This window comes from Roseomonas sp. OT10 (assembly GCF_020991085.1).
In the GTDB taxonomy this organism is placed as follows: Bacteria; Pseudomonadota; Alphaproteobacteria; order Acetobacterales; family Acetobacteraceae; genus Roseomonas; species Roseomonas cutis.
Genome location: NZ_CP087719.1, coordinates 1,122,402 through 1,138,878, shown reverse-complemented (window position 1 = coordinate 1,138,878; position 16,477 = coordinate 1,122,402). Strand labels below are relative to the sequence as shown.

The following is a 16,477-nucleotide window of genomic DNA, read 5'->3' as shown; positions in this document are numbered from 1 at the left end:
CTGGTGTCGCCACGCCGGGCGCGCCAGATGGCGGGCGTGCCCGTGACCCGACGCCTGCTCGCCCTGTCCGCCCTGACCGCCGGCCTGCGGCCGCCCCGTGCCCGGGCCGCGGGCTGGGCCGACGCGGCGCCTGCCTTCCTGGCTCCCATCCGGGCGGCGGCGGCGGCGCTGGATGGCCCCGGGCTGCTGAAGAGCTACGTCGCCGATGGCGGCGAGCCCTTCGACCGCAGCCATGGCGAGACCGCCTATGCCTATGACAACGCGATCGCCGCCCTGGCCCTGCTGGCGGGGGGCGAGCGCAGCCTGGCGGAGCGGATCGCCGAGGGGCTGCGCCTCGCCCAGCTCCAGGACCGCTTCTGGCAGGACGGGCGGCTGCGCAACGCCTATGCCGCCGGGCGCCTATTCCCCGAGGCGCCCCGCAGCGCCCGGCCACCCGGCTGGTGGGACCGCGATCGCCGGGCCTGGATCGAGGACGGCTATGCCGCCGGCTCGGCCACCGGCCCGGTGGCCTTTGCCATCCTGCTGTGGACCGCACTGGGTGGGGCTGTCTTCCGCGTGGCGGCGGAACGGGCCGCGGGCTGGATCGCGCGCGACCTCTCCCGCCCCCGCGGCTTCGCGGGCGGCACGCTGGGGCACGAGCCGTCGCCGGCGGTGCAGGAATGGCTGTCCACCGAGCAGAACCTGGACTGCGCCGTCGCCTTCGCCCGGCTGGGCCGCACCGCCGAGGCGGAGAAGGCCGCCGGCTTCGTGCGCTCGATGTGGCTTCCCGCCGAGGGCCGCTTCGCCGCCGGGCGCTCGCCTGCGGGCGAGGTGGACGGTTCCTCCGCGCTCGACGCCAACCTCTGGCCGCTGCTGGCGCCGGGAATCACCGCGCCGGGGCAGGAAACGGCACTGGACTGGGTGCTGGCCCGCCACGGGCTGCCGGCCGGCGCCCCGGCGGCGGAGCTGGACGGGCTGGACTTCAACGACGACCGCGACGGCATCTGGCCTGAGGGCACGGCCCAGGCGGCGTTGCTGCTGCGCCGGACGGGGCGCGAGCCGCTGGCGGCCCGTTTCCTGGCGACGTTGCGGGCGAACCAGGGGCGCGACGGGTGGGTGAAGGCGTCCAGCATCCCCTGGCTGACCACGGGGATGTGGAACGGCGACGTCCCCTTCCGCTACCCCCGGCGCGGGCATCTGGGCGCCACCGGCTGGGCCGCCCTGGCGGCGCTGGGCGCCAGCCCCTTCGATCCGGTGCGGTAGGACGGACCCGCGCTGCCACGGCCCTGGCCGGGGAATCCCCGCGAGGATACAGCCGCCAGGCCATAGCGGAGCCGCACCCATGCCCAATCCCGCCCCGAAGGACTTTGCCTTCCGGCAGGTCGACGTCTTCACCGACCGGCCGCTGCGCGGCAATCCGCTCGCCGTCGTGCTGGGCGCCGAGGGGCTGGAGGAGGCGGTGATGGCCCGCTTCGCCAACTGGACCAACCTCAGCGAGACCACCTTCCTCCTGCCGCCCACCACGCCGGAGGCGGATTACCGTGTCCGCATCTTCACCCCCTTCGGCGAGCTTCCTTTCGCCGGCCACCCCACGCTGGGGAGCTGCCACGCCTGGCTGGAGGCGGGCGGCGTGCCGCGCGGCGCGGAGGTGGTGCAGGAATGCGGCATCGGCCTGGTCCGCATCCGGCGCACCGCCGGCGGCCTCGCCTTCGCCGCGCCGCCGCTGCGGCGGGAGGGGCCGCCGGAGCCGGCGCTGCTCGCCGACCTCACCGCCGCCCTGGGCCTGGAGCCGGGATCGGTCCTCGCCGCCTCCTGGGTGGAGAACGGGCCGGACTGGCTCGGCCTGCTGTTGCCCTCCCGCGCCGCCGTGCTGGCGGTGCGGCCGGATTTCGCCGCGCTGGGCCGGCGGCGCATCGGGCTGGTCGGGGCCTGGGACCCGGCGGCGGACGGGACGGCGGCGCAGTTCGAGGTCCGCGCCTTCACCGCCGGCGGCTACGAGGACCCCGTGACCGGCAGCCTCAATGCCGGGCTGGCGCGCTGGCTGATCGGCGCCGGGATCGCCCCCGACCGCTACGTGGCGAGCCAGGGCACCGTGCTGGGCCGCGAGGGGCGGGTCTTCGTCGAGCGCGACGGGGCGGAGATCTGGATCGGCGGCGCGGTGACCACCTGCATCACGGGCCGCGCCCGCCTGTGACGCCGGGCCTCCCGGCCGGCGGGCCGCCCTCCCCGCCCGGGCGGTGCCCTTCCCCGGCGCTCCGCCCCGGCCCCGCGCGCCACGCGGCGGCATCCGTCTCGTACCAGAGGTGACGGTGCTGCGGGTGGTCGGGCGCCAGGCGCGGATGCCCGAACTCGCCGCCGCGCCGCATTCCCAGCCGCTCCATCAGCCCCCAGGAGGCCGTGTTCGCCGGCACGGTGAAGGCGACGATCCGCTCCAGCCCGATCGGGCCGAAGCCGGCATCGAGCGCGAGCGACGCCGCCTCCCGCGCCAGCCCCTGGCCCTGCCAGCGCGTGGCGAGGCGCCAGCCGATCTCCACCGCCGGGGTGAACTCCGCCTCCCAGGGGATGCGGGCCAGGCCGCAGAGCCCGATCAGGACGCCCTCCGCCCGGTGCTCCACCGCCCAGAAGCCCCAGCCATGCGTGGCGAAATGCGCGTCGATCCGGTCGAGCATGGCGTCGTAGCCGGCGCGGTCCAGCGGCAGCAGGTGCCGTTGCACCGCCGGCTCCGCGTTCAGCGCCGCGAAGGGCTCGCGGTCCGCGGCGCACCAGGGACGGAGGATGAGGCGGGAAGCTTCCAGGATCATGCCAGCAGGCTCAGGGGCGGCGGCGGGTTTCGCCCGCGAAGGGGCTGAGGCCGAGCCAGCGCTGCATCGACCCGGCGAGGCGAGGGTCGCCGTCGACGGAGAGCCGCCCCTCCTCCACCTCCCGACGCACGGTGGAGATCCCCATCCAGACCGCCGTCATGCTGCGCAGCGGCCCCGTCACCAGCAGGTCGACCTCGAATCCGGGATCGACGTTGCACAGGTCCACCATGCCCTGGTCCACCACAAGCCACCAACGGCGCCGCGCCTCGGGGAGCTCAGGGTACAGGAACTGAATCGTGCACCGGCCTTCCGGGAGTGGCCGGGGATCGAGGTGGCGGCGCATGTCCCACATCAGCAGGGACGGATCGAGATTCTTCAGGGAAAGCTGCGATTCCACCCAGCGCTGGCCCCAGCCGCCGAAGCCCATGACCACCGGCCGCAGATCTTCCCCGGCCTCGGAGAGGTGGTATTCCGGGGTGCCGCGCCCGCCCGGCCGCACGGGGACGATGCCGGAGCGCTCCAGCTCCTTCAGCCGCTTCGACAGCAGCGCCGGCGACATGCGCGGCACGCCGCGCCGGAGGTCGTTGAAGCGGGTGGTGCCGCAGAGCATCTCCCGCACCACCAGCATGGTCCAGCGGGTGCAGAGGATCTCCGCGGCCATGGCGACCGGGCAGAACTGACCGTAGCTCCCCTGCTCGTTCATGCGCCCTCTCCCGGCCGGCACAAGCCTTCCGCGCCGGGCGCCGGAGGCGTGCACCCGGCGCGGAGCCGGCCCGATATGGGGCGCGGCCGACCGGCCCGGCGCCGGGCATCCCGCAGCCCATGCCAGTACAGTCCGTGAACTGGATATATTGCAATCACAGAACGACCATGCCGTCTCCTTCATCCGGGAGAAGGCAACGGACATGACCGACACCCTCGAGCACCAACCCATCGTCAGCGGGCCGTCCGGCCGCGGCACCCTCGCCGACCGGGCGGAACGGCTCGTGCCGCGCTTCGCGGCGGAGGCCGCGGAGAACGACCGGGCGGACCGCTTCGTCGCCGCCAACTACGACGCGCTGAAGGAGGCCGGGCTGATGGAGGCCGGTGTCCCCGCGGAGCTGGGCGGCGGCGGCGCGGAGCTACGCGAGCTGGCAGATATGCTGCGCCGGCTCGCCCATGGCTGTTCCTCCACCGCGCTGGCCTTCGCCATGCACACGCACCAGGTGGCCATCCCCGCCTGGCGCTGGCGGCACCAGAAGCTGGCCGCGGTCGAGCCGCTGCTGCGCCGCGTCGCGGCGGAGCGGATCGTGCTGCTCTCCAGCGGCGGCGCCGACTGGATCGGCGGCTCGGGCGAGGCGCGCCGCGTCGAGGGCGGCTACCGGGTCTTCGCCCGGAAGCCCTTCTCCTCCGGCGGGCCGGCAGGTGATCTGCTGATGACCGGCGCCGTGCTGCATGAGGCGGAGGGCGACAGCGTTCTGCACTTCGCGGCCCCCGTGAAGGCCGCGGAGGTCACGGTGCTCGACAACTGGCGGGCGCTGGGGATGCGAGGCACCGGATCGGGCGACATCGTGATCGACGGCCTCTTCGTGGCCGATGCGCAGGTGGCGCTGAAGCGCCGCGCGGGCGAGTGGCACCCGCTGTTCCAGATCATCGCCACCCTGGCCTTCCCGCTGATCTACGCCGCCTATCTCGGCGTGACCGAGCGGGCGCGCGATGTCGCGATCGGTCTGGCGGGGCGGCGCCCGGTCGGAGAGGACTCGCTGCATCTCGCCGGCCGCATGGACACGGCGCTGCGCGCGGCACAGTTGGCGCATGGCTGGATGCTGGAGGTGGCGGAGCGCAACAAGCCTGGCGCGGAGAGCGTCAACGAGGTGATGATCGGCCGTGCCCTGGTGGCGGAGAACGCCATCCGCGCCGTGGGACTTGCCCTGGAACTCGCCGGCGGCGCGGGCTTCACGCGGGAGAACGGTCTGGAGCGGCTGTTCCGCGACATCCAGGGCGCGCGCTTCCACCCCCTGCAAAGCGGCCCGCAGGCCCGCTATGCCGGCGCCATGGCGCTGGGGCAGGACGTGACGCGGATCTGGTAGGCCACGGGTCATGCCGGCAGACCATCCGGGATGACCGGCCGCGCCCCGGCCACGATCCAGCGTAGCCGCGAGAACCCCGTGCCGCTGCGCCGCATCCGGCGCGCGTGCAGCGCCGCCGGCTCCCCGCCCGGCGCTGCCACAGCTGGGAGCCGAGGCCGGGCGCATCCTCCTCCCGCGTCTCCGCCGCCTCGGCGCGGGACAGCGCCACCCGGGCCGCGACGTCCGAACCTCCCTGGGGACGGGAGAGCGCAGCCTCCAGCTCGCTCACCGCCCCCGCCGCAGCCTGCACCGCCAGAATCGGGCCGCGAGGATTTCGTGGCTGCCGCGCTCCGCGGCCTGTGCGGCCGGCGCTGCGCGCCAGCGGGTACCGGGCGCATTGACGCCTCCTGCCGTCGGACCCACCCTCCGCGGCCCGGGCCCGGGGCCGGGGCCGGGGCCGGGGCGGCGTCGGGCCAGGAACAGGAGAGGAGGCCAAGCCAGGATGACGCCCGTCACGCTCGACGCCATGGCCGCCTCCGTGCCGGACGGGGCGCTGCTGGCCCTGCCGCCGGACAATTCGCTGCCCTCCGTCGCGCTGGCCAAGGCGCTGGTGCGGCGCGGCGCGCGCGGGCTGCGGCTGGTCGGCGTGCCGGTCAGCGGCTTCGCGACCGACCTGCTGATCGGCGCCGGCTGCGTCGCGGAGGTGGAGACCTCCGCCGTCTCGCTGGGCGAGGCCGGCTTCGCCCCGCGCTTCTCGGCCGCCGTGCGGGCGGGGACGATCCGTCTGCGCGACGCCACCTGTCCGGCGATGCACACCATGCTCCAGGCGGCGGAGAAGGGCGTGCCCTTCCTGCCCCTGCGCGGGCTGATCGGCTCCGACATCCTGGCACACCGGCCGGACTGGACGGTGGTGCAGAATCCGCTTTCCGACATGCCCGATCCCATCGTGCTGCTGCCCGCGCTCTCGCCGGACATCGGCGCGATCCATGCCGTCATGGCCGACCGGAACGGCAACCTCTGGGTCGGGCGGCGGCGGGAATGCGCGACGCTGGCGCATGCGTCGAAGCGCCTGCTGGCCACGGTGGAGCGGGTGGTGGAGACGGACTTCCTGGAGGATGAGCGCCTCGCGCCCGGGACGATCTCGGCCGCCTATGTCGATGCCGTCGCCGTCGCCGTGCTCGGCGCGCATCCGGTGGCGCTGCTGGACGAGTACGGGCCGGACGAATCCTACGTCGCCGCCTATGCCCGCGCCGCCCGCACGGATGAGGGTTTTCGGGCATGGCTGGAGGCGAACGTCCTGACGCCGGAGCGGGCCGCGGCATGACCGTCCCGCCCGTCCTGCCGGAGGAACGCCTCGCCGCCACGCTGGCGCGGCTGATCCTCGACCCGTCGCTGCCCCCCGTGCGGCACGCGGCGGTCGGCGCCGCCTCGCCCATCCCCGCCGCCGCCTGCTGGCTGGCCGCGAAGCAGGGCCACCCCATCCGCCTCTCCCTGCTGCACCGGCGCCGCGGCAATCCCTTCACCGAGGGCTCGCGCGAGCTGTTCGACCTCGCCGGCCAGGGGCGGATCGACCTGTTCTTCCTCGGCGGCGGGCAGATCGACGGACAGGCCAACCTGAACCTGATCGGCACGGGCGACTGGCCCGGCACCACGGTGCGCTTCCCCGGCAGCTTCGGCAGCGCCTACCTCTACTTCATGGTCCCGCGTACCCTGCTGTTCCGCGAGGAGCACAGCCCCCGCGTGCTGGTGCCGCGCGTCGAGCACGTCTCCGCCCCCGGCGTCTCGGAACCGGGCGTGTTCCGGCGCGGCACGGCGCAGGCGCTGGTGACGGGGCGCTGCGTCTTCCGCTTCGACGCGGCGCGCGGCCGCTTCGCGCTCGTCAGCCTGCATCCCGGCGAGACGGTGGAGAGCGTCCGCGCCGCCACCGGCTTCGACTACGACGAACCGGCGCAGGTGCCGCGGACCCCCGACCCGACGCCGGAGGAGCTGGCCCTGCTGCGCGGCCCGGTGGCCGCCGAGCTGCGCGAGACCTACCCCGCCTTCTGCGCCCGGATCTTCGACCGAACCCCCGAGGGAGTCCCCGCCGCGTGACCGATGCCCCGACCGGTGCCCCAACCCCCCGGGCCCTCTCGCCCGGTGCCCTGGCCGGGCTGAAGGTGATCGACCTGACGCGGGTCCTGGGCGGGCCGTACTGCACCATGATCCTCTCCGACCACGGCGCGGAGGTCATCAAGATCGAGCCGCCGCAGGGCGACGAGGTGCGCCACTGGGGCCCGCCCTTCCACGCCCATCCGGACGGGGAGAAGGACGCCAGCTACTACATCGGCGTGAACCGCAACAAGCGCTCCCTGGCGCTGGACCTGTCGAAGCCCGAGGGCCGCGCCGTGCTGCTGCGCCTGCTCGACGGCGCGGACGTGCTGATCGAGAACTACAAGCCCGGCAGCATGGAGAAATGGGGGCTGGGCTATGCGGAGGTGCTGGAGGCGCGCTTCCCTCGCCTGGTGCATTGCCGCGTCTCCGGCTTCGGCGGGGACGGACCGCTGGGCGGGCTGCCGGGCTACGACGCGGTGATCCAGGCCATGGCGGGGCTGATGTCGATCAACGGCGATGCCTCCACCGGCCCGCTGCGCATGGGCACGCCGGTCGTCGATCTCGCCACCGGGCTCTACTCCGCCATCGGTATCCTGATGGCCTTGCAGGAGCGCGAGCGGTCCGGGCGCGGCCAGTACCTGGACATGACGCTCTACGATTGCGGCCTGTCGCTGCTGCATCCCCAGGCGGCGAACCACCTGCTGAACGGGCGCCGCCCCGCCGCCACCGGCAACGCGCATCCGAACATCAGCCCTTATTCGCGCTTCCGCACCGGCACCTGCGACATCTTCGTCGCCTGCGGCAACGACCCGACCTTCCGCCGCTTCTGCGCCTTCCTCGGGCTGGACGCGCTGCCGGGGGACCCTCGCTTCACGACCAACGCGCTGCGCGTGGAGAACCGGCCGGCGCTGGACGCCATCCTGGAGGAGCGGCTGGCAGCAGAGGACGGGCACGACCTGTCCGACCGCCTGATCCGCGCGGGCGTCCCCGCCGGGCCGGTGCTGCATGTGGACGAGGCGCTGGCCGCCCCCCACACCGCCGCGCGCGACATGGTGGCGGAGATCGGCTGGTTCCGCGGGCTGAACTCGCCGATCAAGCTGTCCCGCACCCCCGGCGGCGCCCGCAGCGCCCCGCCGCAGTTCAACGCGGACGGCGCCGCCGTCCTGGCCGAGCACGGCTTCAGCGAGGCGGAGATCGCGGAACTCGCGGCGCAGGGCGTGCTGGTCGGCACCCGGCGCTGAACCCCCGAAGACAGGAACACCGATGAGCTACACCTGGGACCACATCCACCTGCGCAGCCCCGACCCGCGCGCCACCGCCGCCTTCTTCGTCGAGATGTTCGGCGCGGCGCAGACGGGCGAGGTGATGAACGGCGACAAGCTGCGCGTCGTCCTGAAGCTGGACGGGATGCCGCTGTTCATCGAGGAGGTGCCGGCCGACACCGCCGCCCCGCCCACGCCGCCCTTCCTGGGCTACGAGCATATCGGCCTGCGCGTGCCCGACATCGAGGCGGAGGCGGCACGGCTGAAGGCGAAGGGCGTGACCTTCGTGATGGAGCCGAAGGAGATGAGCCCCGTGCTGAAGATCGCCTTCATCGAGGGGCCGGAGAAGATCCGCATCGAGCTGCTGGAACGCAAGACGGGCTGACAGGGGCAGGCTGGCGGAGGCGGGCTGCCGGGGGCCGCCGGTCCGGATCTTGCCTGGGGCGTGACCAAGGCGGCGCCCGCGCCCGGGCCGTCCCCCGGGGCGGCCCTCTCGAACGGAGCGATCGGATGACCGTCTTCCTGTGCACGGCCTGCGGAACCTCCTACCCCGACGCGCCGCTTCTCCCCGCGCATTGCACCATCTGCGACGAGGAGCGGCAGTACGTGCCGCTCTCCGGCCAGAACTGGATCGCGCGCGAGGACCTGCCGAAGGCGCACCGCAACGCTTGGAAGCGGTACGAGCCGGACCTGTTCTGCCTCCAGACCCTGCCCGCCTTCGGCATCAACCAGCGCGCCTGGCTGATCCGCACGCCGCAGGGCAACGTGCTGTGGGACTGCATCGCCCTGTTCGACGCGGCCACGGAGGAGATCATCCGCGCCCTGGGCGGAATCCGCGCCATCGCCATCTCCCACCCGCACTACTACACGACCATGCAGGACTGGGCGGCCGCCTTCGGGGCGCCGGTCTATTTGCACGCCCGCGACCGGGAATGGGTGATGCGGCCCGATCCGTCCCTGACCTTCTGGGAGGGCGACGAGATGGCGCTGTGGCCCGGCCTCACGCTGCACCGGCTGGGCGGGCACTTCCCCGGCGGCACGGTGCTGCACTGGCCGGGCACGGCGGACGGCGCCGGGGCGCTGATGGCGGGTGACATCGTGCAGGTCGCGCCGGGGGCGAAGCGGGTCTCCTTCCTGTGGAGCTACCCGAACATGATGCCCTTGCCCGCCGCCGAGGTCCGGCGCATGGCCGCCCGCCTCGCGCCGTTGCGCTACGAGCGGATCTACGGCGCCTTCCTGGGGCAGGAGGTGGCGGCGGACGGGCCGGGGATCGTCGCCCGCTCCGCCGCGCGCTACGTCGAGCTGCTGGACAGCCCCGGCAACGGCTGAGGCCGGAAGGCCCGGGCGAAGGCTTCCTGCTCCGGCGTCTCGACCGCGCGCGGGTCGTAGCCGGCGCGCACGAAGGCCACGGGGTCATCCGCCACCCCCGCCATCCGGGCGAGGCAGGCCAGCGCCAGTCCCGTCCGCCCCAGCCCGGCACGGCAGCCGACATAGGCGCCGCGCCCGTCGCGCAGCGCGACGGCCACCGCGCGCAGGGCCGCCTCCCAGCCCGGCAGGTCGGGCGGCAGGCCGAAATCCGGCACCGGGAGCAGCAGGTCGGCACGGTGCCGGGCCGGCGAATCCCCATCCAGGCAGAGGCCGAACACCCCTGGTGGGCAGCGCGTGAACGGGCCGGCCAGGACCCGGCCCAGGCCGGGGAGATCGAGCCCGGGGGGAACAGGCCCGGCCGGACCCGGCTCCGCTCCCCCGCCGCTCACTCCGCGACGGTGGCCGGCACGGTGCTCTCCGCCATCCGCTTCTGCCGGTGATAGGAGGCCCCGGCGACGGGGATCATGGCGGCGTAGATCAACCCCGCCGCGGCCAGCGCCGCCCAGGGCTCCGCCACCAGCAGCGCGGCATAGGCCGCGGCGCCGAGAAGCAGCAGCAACGCCACCTCGCGCGCGATCTTCACCTTCTTGAACGACCAGGTCGGCAGGGTGGACACCAGCAGCCCCGCCACCACGACGAGCAGCGGCGCGACGAAGAGGGGGTGGCGCAGCGCGGCGGCGGTGCCGAGGAAGCCCCAGCCCTCGAAGGCCAGCGAGGCGAAGATCGGGAACAGCGCCAGCCCGGCGCCGGAGGGTGCGGGGACGCCGGTGAAGAAGTTCGAGGCATAGGCCGGCTTCGGCGCGCCTCCCGGGCCCGGCGCGTCGATCGCCGCGTTGAAGCGGGCGAGGCGCAACGCCATGCAGACGGCAAACAGCAGGCAGGGGATGAAGCCGAAGCCCCGCGCGTCCTTCAACGTCCACAGGTAGAGGATCAGCGCGGGCGCCACGCCGAAGCAGAGGAAGTCGGACAGGCTGTCGAATTCCGCGCCGAAGCGGCTGGTCGCCTTCAGCAGCCGGGCGAGGCGGCCGTCGATGCCGTCGATGAAGCCCGCCACGACGATCAGCGTCAGTGCCGGTTCCCACCGCCCGTCGAAGGCGAAGCGCACGGCGGTCAGCCCGGCGCAGAGCGCCAGCATGGTCAGGATGTTGGGCAGCAGCCGGTTGAAGGACCAGCCCGGGCGCCGCTCGCGGCGGCGCGGCAGGCGGAAGCGCCGGCGCCGCGGCCGACCTTCCGTCGCCTCCATGACCTGGCCGGCCGGCGTGGCCGTCTCGTCGCTCATCCCACCCCCAGCGGCACCCCCGGCGGATCGTCACCGGACGAGCGGGCAACGACCGGGGCGGCCACTGGCTGCGTGGTATCGGCGATCACCGTCTCGCCCCCGATCATGATCTGCCCGGGTTCCACCAGCGGGCGCACGCCGGGCGGCAGGTAGAGGTCGGTGCGGCTGCCGAAGCGGATGATGCCGAAGCGCTCCCCGGCGGAGAGGCGCTGGCCCTGCCGCACGTCGCAGAGGATGCGTCGCGCGATCAGCCCCGCGATCTGCACCACGGCGATGGTGGTGCCGTCGTCCAGCCGCATGGCCAGGGCGTTGCGCTCGTTGTCCTCGCTGGCCTTGTCCAGGCTGGCATTGAGGAACTTGCCGCGGTGGTAGGCGATTCGCGTCACCACCCCGTCCACCGGGGCGCGGTTCACGTGCACGTCCAGCACCGAGAGGAAGATCCCCACCCGCCAGCGCGGCTCCGCGCCCAGATCCAGCTCCTCCGGCGGCACGACCGGCGCCACGGAGACGACGCGGCCATCCGCCGGGGCGACCAGCAGTCCGGGCCTGCCGGGCGTGACCCGTTCGGGGTCGCGGAAGAAGTAGAGGCAGAACAGCGTGAACAGCAGGCTGGGCCAGAACAGCCAGCCGCCGGCCAGCAGGCCGCCGATCACGGCGACGGCGATGCCGCCGTACAGGAAGGGCCGGCCCGCCGGATGCGGCGGGGCCAGCACCATTTTCACGCTTTGAACGAGGGACATGTCGCCGCGGTTATCGTCTGTTCACCGGGGCGGGACAACCCTGTCCGCCATGCCTGGCCCCTCCCCCCCATCCCGTGCCAAGCCGGACATGGCGCTCGGCGCCTTCACCGTGGGCCGCGACGGACGCATCGCCCCGCGCGGCCCCGACCACCCCGCGGCGCTGCGCTTCGCCTGGCGGGGCCGGCCCTGCACGGCCGTGCTGGAAGCTGACGGGCTGGGCCTCTCCGCCGAGGCCGGGCGGGTGCCCTACACGGTGGAGGCACCGCGCGCGCGTGGCGCGGCGCTGGAGACCCTGGCGCGCCTGCCGGCGGAGCTGCCGCCGGGCTGGGCCCTGGCGCTGCGGCCGGACCACCGCATCCGGCTGGCGGCGAGGGCGATCCTCCCGGGCGCCGCCACGGCAACCGGGCTGGTGGCGGCCATGGTGCACTTCGTCCTGGCGCTCGACCCCTATCTGGAGCGGCTGGAAGCCTCGGGGCTAGCGGCGGCGCCCTCCGCGCCCGAGCCGGGCAGGTCCAGCACCTGACCGGGATAGATCAGGCGGGGATCGCGGATCTGGCCGCGATTCGCCCCGTAGATCACCGTGTAGCGGGTGCCGCGCCCGTAAGCCTCCCGCGCCAGGCGCCAGAGGTTCTGGCCCGGCTGCACCACCACGCGGCCGTCGCGCACCGTGCCGGCGGGCAGGGCCTCGCGCTGGAAGGCCACCTCCACCCGCGCGGCCACGGCGGAGCCCGCTTGGCCCGCCCGCGGCGCGGCGCCATCGGCCGGAAGCTGGTCCACCCGCAGCCGATGCCGGCCCGGGGCGGGTGCCGTCTCGGGCGCCAGGCTCCAGCGGCCGGATTCATCGGTCCGCACGTCGCCCACATGCCGGTCATCGGCATAGACGCGAAGCTGAGCGCCGGCCGGAGCGCTGCCGGCGAAGCGCATGTTCCCCTGGTCGTCGTAGTCGACGATATCGATCCCCAGCGTGGCCGCGCGGCCGTTGCCGCCCTGCAGCGGCCGCGGCGCGGCGCCGGAACCGGTGGGCAGCAGCAGCACGGTCGGGCCTGGGACCGGCGCCTCGGCCGCCGCCGGCCCCGGTGCCGCCGCGGCCTCCTGCCGGCTGCTGCCGGGCGGGCTGGCGGGCGGCGCAGGCTCGGCGGCCGCAGCGGCCGCCCGCTCCCCGGCGGCACGGGTGGCGGCCAGGGCGGGGGTGTCGGGAACCACCACCACCGCCGTGTCGGTGCCGCCGATCTCCTGCCCGTCGGGCAGGCGGGCGCGCAGGGACAGCTCGTGCGCCCCGACGCCCATCCGCGCATCCGGCAGGATGACCCATTCGCCGCGCTGGTCGGCGCGGGCCCGGCCGATCTCCTGCCCGCCCTGGTAGAGGATGACCTCCACCCCCGGCATGGCCCGGCCGGCGACCACGGCGGTGCCGCGCGCGCCCACGCGGACGATGTCGAAGCGTGGCGGCTCCAGCCGGCGCGTCCCCGGCACCGCCGGGCGTGCCGCCACCGGGCTGCTCTCCGGCACGGTGGCCCCGGACCCCGCGCCGCCGGGCACCGCCGACCGGATGGACGGCGGCGTGGCGGGTGGCGACGCGGTCGTGGCGGCGGGCGGCAGCGGCGCCAGGATGGGCGTCGCCGGCCGCAGGGAGAGGTAGGGCCATGCGAGCCACGCGGCCGCTGCGGCACCGCCGACGAGCAGCGGTGCGACCAGCAGCGGAATGCGTGTCGCGGGGTTCATGCTTCCGTAACTACGTCCCCGCGACCACCCATCGCAAGGGCACAACGGCCTGTCGGCGCTGGGTTTCCGACCGCCGTGCCGCCATGCGCGGGGCCCACATCCGGGGCGTGCGGGCCGGCCCCGCCGCTGCACGGCCTGGCTGCACCCTCGGGGCCCTTGCCTTGCGGCCGGACGGGCCGATCATCCCCGGGGTGGGCGGGGGCTTTCCGATGACGACGACACAAGAGTCGCGCGTGCCGGTGCGGGTCTGGGACGGCTGGGTCCGGCTGACCCACTGGGTCATCGCGCTGCTGCTGCCCCTCTCCTGGTGGAGCGGCACGCAGGCGCGCTGGGAGCTGCACTTCCTCAGCGGCTTCACCATCCTGGCGCTGGTCCTGTTCCGCCTCGCCTGGGGGCTGGTCGGGTCGGACACGGCGCGCTTCACCCGTTTCCTGCGCCCGCCGCTCGAGGGGCTGCGCCACCTCTCCCACCTCACCCGGCGGGAGCCGGATACGGAACTGGGGCACAACGCCGCCGGCGGGTGGATGGTGCTCGTCCTCCTCGGCCTGCTGCTGCTGCAGACCGTCACGGGGTTGATGGCGGACGACCAGATCCTCACCCGCGGCCCCCTGGCGGCGCGGGTGCCGCCGGCGGTGAGCGATCAGGCGACCGCCATCCATCTCCGCGCCTACTGGTTCCTGCTGGCCGCCGCCGGGCTGCATGTTCTCGCGGTCCTGGCCTATGCGCTGCTGAAGCGGCAGGACCTGGTGCGGCCCATGGTGACCGGGGTGAAGCGCCTGCCCGCGGGCTTCGCGCACCGCGCCCCGCGCCTGGGCAGCCCGGTCCTGGGCGCCGTCCTGCTGGCCGCGGCGGCGGCGGCCGTCTGGGGGATCAGCCAGCTGGGCTGAGGCCGCGGTCCCCGGCGGCGGCTTCCGGCACCCGCCCCGAGCGCAGCACCGCCGCCAGCGCGTCCAGCCCTGCTTCCACCGCCGCGTGCCAGCGCCGGGCCAGGGTGCGGGAGGCCTCCTCCAGCGCGGCACGCAGCGGCGCGGAGGATTCGTGCTCGGCCATCCAGTCCGCGACCTCGGCCGCATCCGCCGCCTGCTGCGCCGGATGGTCGGGGGAGAGGCCGGCGAAGGCATGGCGCGTGCCGATCACCGGCAACCCGTCGCAGAGCGCCTCGACGGTCTTGATCTTCAGCCCGGTGCCGCCCTCCATCGGGTTCACCGCGCATCCGATCAGCCGGTGGAACTCCGCCGCCTCGGCGACGGGTCCCGTCGCCACCACGCCGGAGCGCAGGCGGCCCTCCGGGCGGATCGCGCCGCCGAGCAGCCAGGGCAGGCCACGCCCGCGCGGATGCGCCGCCAGCGCCCGGTCCAGCGCGGCGACGGCATGGCGGTTCCAGACATTGCCGCTGGCCAGCAGGCCGAAGGGAAAGGGCGCCGCGCCGGGCGGCCGGGCGCGCGGCCGGGGCGCATGGCCCACGACCAGCACCGGCCGGCGGGTGCGCCGGCGCAGCAGGGCGCCCTCCTCCGGCTGGATGCCCAGGACAAGGTCGGCACGGTCCAGGCCGCGCGCCTCCTCGGCCTCGCCCGTCCAGAACCAGGAGGGGGCGAGGCCCGCCGCCAGCGCCGCCTCCCGCCGCCCGCCCAGCAGGTCGTGCGTGTCCAGCACGCGCAACGCGCCCGGCACGGCATCCAGCACGGCCGAAAGCCAGGTGTAGGAGGCGATCACCGCATCATAGCGGCGGGCGCGGTGGAGCGCCGCCACCGCCTCCACCGTCTCCACCGGGCACCAGTCATCCAGCGCCCAGCGGTCCGGATGGGTCGGGGCATGGCGCGGCCGCCAGGGCAGCGGGTGCAGCGCCGCCCAGTCGCGGCGGCGGCGGCGCTCGTCCTCCGCCGACAGGCGCGGCAACGGGCAGGCCAGCTCCGCCGGCAGGCCGCGGCAAGACAGCGCGCCGCCCAGGGCCAGCAGCCGGGCGGCGTTGCCGGCGCGCACGGGCCAGGGCGGCACGGGCGAGACCAGCAGCAGGCGTGGCGTGCGCCCGCGCCCCACCGCCGGGGCCGGCACGGGCGGCGGCGCGTTGCGGAACTCCTCGATCGCCTGGCGATAGGCTAGGGCCACCCGCTCCGGCGCCAGCACGGCACGGGCATGGTCGGCGGCGCGCCGCCCCACCGCATCGGCCAGGCCGCGGTCGCCTTCCAGCGCCAGCAGCGCCTCGGCCAGGGCGCGCTGCGGCGCCAGGGGCGGCAGGTGCAACACGGCATCGCGCGGCAGCTCGGCATAGCCGGCGACATCGGAGACGAAGGCACAGCGCCCTGCCCCCAGCGCCCGCGCCAGCGTGCCGGAGCTCTCCCCGACCGAGGGCGCACGCAGGTTGGCCAGGGCGTCGCAGGCGGCGAGGTGCGTCGCCAGCAGCGGCTCCGGCAGGTACCCGGTGGCGCGGAAGGCCCCGGCGGCGGCCAGGGCGGGGGCGATGGCGGCCGCCTCCCCCTCCCCGGCATGGATCCAGAGCAGCCGGGCGCCGCGCCGCCTCGCCTCGGTCACCGCCTCGGCCACCCAGTCCAGGCGCTTGGCCCAGGCGGCGAAGCCCGCCGTCAGCAGCAGGAAGCGGTCCTGCGGCAGCCCCAGCGCCGTGCGGGCCGCAGCACGGTCCGGGGCGGCGAGCGGGGCAAGGTGCGGGATGACCGCGATCCGCGCGGCGATCGGCGGCCAGAGCGTGGCCAGGCGCCGGCGGGCATGCTGCGAATGGACGATCGCCGCGCGGGCATTCGCGAGCGCCTGGCCCAGCAGCGGGAAGGCCGCCGCCGCCGCGCCGGGAAGCCGCCCCTCGGCCAGCCAGGCCTCGCCGAGCGTCCCGCCCAGGCCGGGCGAGAGGGCGCGCAGGGCCGTGCGGAGCGCCTCCTCCGTCTCCGCCTCGCGCAACGGCACCGCCAGCGTCAGGTCGTGCAGCACGGCCAGGCCGGGATGCCGGCGCAGCGCGCGCAGCGTCACCGCATGGCCGGGACTGTTGCCGAGCTGGTGCAGCACCCGCGCCCCCTCCGGCAACGGCCCGAGCGACGTCTCGCCCGGCTCGCAGATCACCTCGTAATGCGCGGCCAGGGCGGGCCGCAGCAGGGCGGCGTAGTCGGCCACGCCGTTGCGCGCCGGCGGCAGCGGCGAGAACATGTGCAGGCGCTGCGGCACCTCGTCCCCTTTTCGCGCC

At 75.1% G+C, this 16,477-nt stretch carries 17 protein-coding genes; 10 read left to right on the top strand and 7 right to left on the bottom strand.

From position 1 onward, the window contains the following. The first annotated feature begins 3 nt into the window (after positions 1-3). Positions 4-1,242, top strand: a complete 1,239-nt coding sequence (locus tag LPC08_RS05210; RefSeq protein ID WP_230451672.1) for a hypothetical protein — start codon at positions 4-6, stop codon at positions 1,240-1,242. Between the two features lie 79 nt (positions 1,243-1,321). Next, positions 1,322-2,173, top strand: coding sequence for a PhzF family phenazine biosynthesis protein (locus LPC08_RS05205; RefSeq protein ID WP_230451671.1), 852 nt, complete (start codon positions 1,322-1,324; stop codon positions 2,171-2,173). Here the strand turns inward: LPC08_RS05205 and LPC08_RS05200 are convergent. After that, complete coding sequence (locus tag LPC08_RS05200; RefSeq protein WP_230451670.1) at positions 2,151-2,780, bottom strand: GNAT family N-acetyltransferase; 630 nt, start codon at positions 2,778-2,780, stop codon at positions 2,151-2,153. The two genes, LPC08_RS05205 and LPC08_RS05200, sit on opposite strands and share 23 nt — an antisense overlap. Positions 2,781-2,790: 10 nt before the next feature. After that, complete coding sequence (locus LPC08_RS05195; RefSeq protein ID WP_230451669.1) at positions 2,791-3,483, bottom strand: winged helix-turn-helix transcriptional regulator; 693 nt, start codon at positions 3,481-3,483, stop codon at positions 2,791-2,793. Between the two features lie 202 nt (positions 3,484-3,685). Here LPC08_RS05195 and LPC08_RS05190 point away from each other — a divergent pair, with 202 nt between their 5' ends. The 6 genes from LPC08_RS05190 (at position 3,686) to LPC08_RS05165 (ending at position 9,510) form a co-directional block, all read left to right on the top strand. Continuing rightward, entirely contained in the window at positions 3,686-4,849 is a 1,164-nt protein-coding gene (locus tag LPC08_RS05190; protein ID WP_230451668.1) for an acyl-CoA dehydrogenase family protein, read from the top strand. A 481-nt stretch (positions 4,850-5,330) separates the two neighbouring features. Beyond that, positions 5,331-6,152: a CoA transferase subunit A gene (locus LPC08_RS05185; RefSeq protein ID WP_230451667.1), complete on the top strand. Its 822-nt coding sequence runs from the start codon at positions 5,331-5,333 to the stop codon at positions 6,150-6,152. Continuing rightward, positions 6,149-6,919: a CoA-transferase gene (locus LPC08_RS05180; protein ID WP_230451666.1), complete on the top strand. Its 771-nt coding sequence runs from the start codon at positions 6,149-6,151 to the stop codon at positions 6,917-6,919. The genes LPC08_RS05185 and LPC08_RS05180 overlap by 4 nt, the downstream gene beginning before the upstream one ends. Continuing rightward, a complete protein-coding gene (locus tag LPC08_RS05175) occupies positions 6,916-8,160 on the top strand; it encodes a CaiB/BaiF CoA transferase family protein (protein WP_230451665.1) in 1,245 nt (414 codons plus the stop codon). Before LPC08_RS05180 ends, LPC08_RS05175 begins: the two co-directional genes overlap by 4 nt. A 22-nt stretch (positions 8,161-8,182) precedes the next feature. Then, complete coding sequence (locus LPC08_RS05170) at positions 8,183-8,566, top strand: VOC family protein (RefSeq protein ID WP_230451664.1); 384 nt, start codon at positions 8,183-8,185, stop codon at positions 8,564-8,566. A gap of 125 nt (positions 8,567-8,691) precedes the next feature. Beyond that, a complete protein-coding gene (locus LPC08_RS05165; protein ID WP_230451663.1) occupies positions 8,692-9,510 on the top strand; it encodes an MBL fold metallo-hydrolase in 819 nt (272 codons plus the stop codon). Here LPC08_RS05165 and LPC08_RS05160 read toward each other — a convergent pair. The 3 genes from LPC08_RS05160 to LPC08_RS05150 all read right to left on the bottom strand — a co-directional run bounded on the left by LPC08_RS05160 (position 9,474) and on the right by LPC08_RS05150 (position 11,568). Beyond that, positions 9,474-9,827, bottom strand: coding sequence for a protein-tyrosine phosphatase family protein (locus LPC08_RS05160; protein WP_230451662.1), 354 nt, complete (start codon positions 9,825-9,827; stop codon positions 9,474-9,476). The two genes, LPC08_RS05165 and LPC08_RS05160, sit on opposite strands and share 37 nt — an antisense overlap. A 107-nt stretch (positions 9,828-9,934) precedes the next feature. Next, positions 9,935-10,828, bottom strand: coding sequence for a CDP-alcohol phosphatidyltransferase family protein (locus LPC08_RS05155; RefSeq protein ID WP_230451661.1), 894 nt, complete (start codon positions 10,826-10,828; stop codon positions 9,935-9,937). After that, positions 10,825-11,568, bottom strand: coding sequence for a phosphatidylserine decarboxylase (locus tag LPC08_RS05150; protein WP_230451660.1), 744 nt, complete (start codon positions 11,566-11,568; stop codon positions 10,825-10,827). The genes LPC08_RS05155 and LPC08_RS05150 overlap by 4 nt, the downstream gene beginning before the upstream one ends. A gap of 49 nt (positions 11,569-11,617) precedes the next feature. On the opposite strand from LPC08_RS05150, the gene LPC08_RS05145 reads away from it, so the two are divergent. Beyond that, a complete protein-coding gene (locus tag LPC08_RS05145) occupies positions 11,618-12,091 on the top strand; it encodes a hypothetical protein (protein WP_230451659.1) in 474 nt (157 codons plus the stop codon). Here the strand turns inward: LPC08_RS05145 and LPC08_RS05140 are convergent. Then, positions 12,016-13,290 (bottom strand): LysM peptidoglycan-binding domain-containing protein, encoded by a 1,275-nt coding sequence (locus LPC08_RS05140; protein WP_230451658.1) that lies wholly within the window; start codon positions 13,288-13,290, stop codon positions 12,016-12,018. The genes LPC08_RS05145 and LPC08_RS05140 overlap by 76 nt on opposite strands. 209 nt (positions 13,291-13,499) lie before the next feature. Between LPC08_RS05140 and LPC08_RS05135 the strand changes: the two genes are divergently transcribed. Next, entirely contained in the window at positions 13,500-14,177 is a 678-nt protein-coding gene (locus LPC08_RS05135; RefSeq protein WP_230451657.1) for a cytochrome b/b6 domain-containing protein, read from the top strand. Here LPC08_RS05135 and LPC08_RS26165 read toward each other — a convergent pair. Continuing rightward, entirely contained in the window at positions 14,161-16,458 is a 2,298-nt protein-coding gene (locus LPC08_RS26165; protein ID WP_304622064.1) for a glycosyltransferase, read from the bottom strand. The genes LPC08_RS05135 and LPC08_RS26165 overlap by 17 nt on opposite strands. Positions 16,459-16,477 lie beyond the last annotated feature (19 nt).

Excerpts from the sequence above, each read along its gene's own strand:
- LPC08_RS05195 (WP_230451669.1), bottom strand. The coding sequence starts at position 3,483 with ATGAACGAGCAGGGGAGCTACGGTCAGTTCTGCCCGGTCGCCATGGCC.
- LPC08_RS05140 (WP_230451658.1), bottom strand. The coding sequence starts at position 13,290 with ATGAACCCCGCGACACGCATTCCGCTGCTGGTCGCACCGCTGCTCGTC.
- LPC08_RS05205 (WP_230451671.1), top strand. The coding sequence starts at position 1,322 with ATGCCCAATCCCGCCCCGAAGGACTTTGCCTTCCGGCAGGTCGACGTC.
- LPC08_RS05180 (WP_230451666.1), top strand. The coding sequence starts at position 6,149 with ATGACCGTCCCGCCCGTCCTGCCGGAGGAACGCCTCGCCGCCACGCTG.
- LPC08_RS05170 (WP_230451664.1), top strand. The coding sequence starts at position 8,183 with ATGAGCTACACCTGGGACCACATCCACCTGCGCAGCCCCGACCCGCGC.
- LPC08_RS05190 (WP_230451668.1), top strand. The coding sequence starts at position 3,686 with ATGACCGACACCCTCGAGCACCAACCCATCGTCAGCGGGCCGTCCGGC.
- LPC08_RS05155 (WP_230451661.1), bottom strand. The coding sequence starts at position 10,828 with ATGAGCGACGAGACGGCCACGCCGGCCGGCCAGGTCATGGAGGCGACG.
- LPC08_RS05150 (WP_230451660.1), bottom strand. The coding sequence starts at position 11,568 with ATGTCCCTCGTTCAAAGCGTGAAAATGGTGCTGGCCCCGCCGCATCCG.
- LPC08_RS05200 (WP_230451670.1), bottom strand. The coding sequence starts at position 2,780 with ATGATCCTGGAAGCTTCCCGCCTCATCCTCCGTCCCTGGTGCGCCGCG.
- LPC08_RS05165 (WP_230451663.1), top strand. The coding sequence starts at position 8,692 with ATGACCGTCTTCCTGTGCACGGCCTGCGGAACCTCCTACCCCGACGCG.
- LPC08_RS05145 (WP_230451659.1), top strand. The coding sequence starts at position 11,618 with ATGCCTGGCCCCTCCCCCCCATCCCGTGCCAAGCCGGACATGGCGCTC.
- LPC08_RS05185 (WP_230451667.1), top strand. The coding sequence starts at position 5,331 with ATGACGCCCGTCACGCTCGACGCCATGGCCGCCTCCGTGCCGGACGGG.
- LPC08_RS05135 (WP_230451657.1), top strand. The coding sequence starts at position 13,500 with ATGACGACGACACAAGAGTCGCGCGTGCCGGTGCGGGTCTGGGACGGC.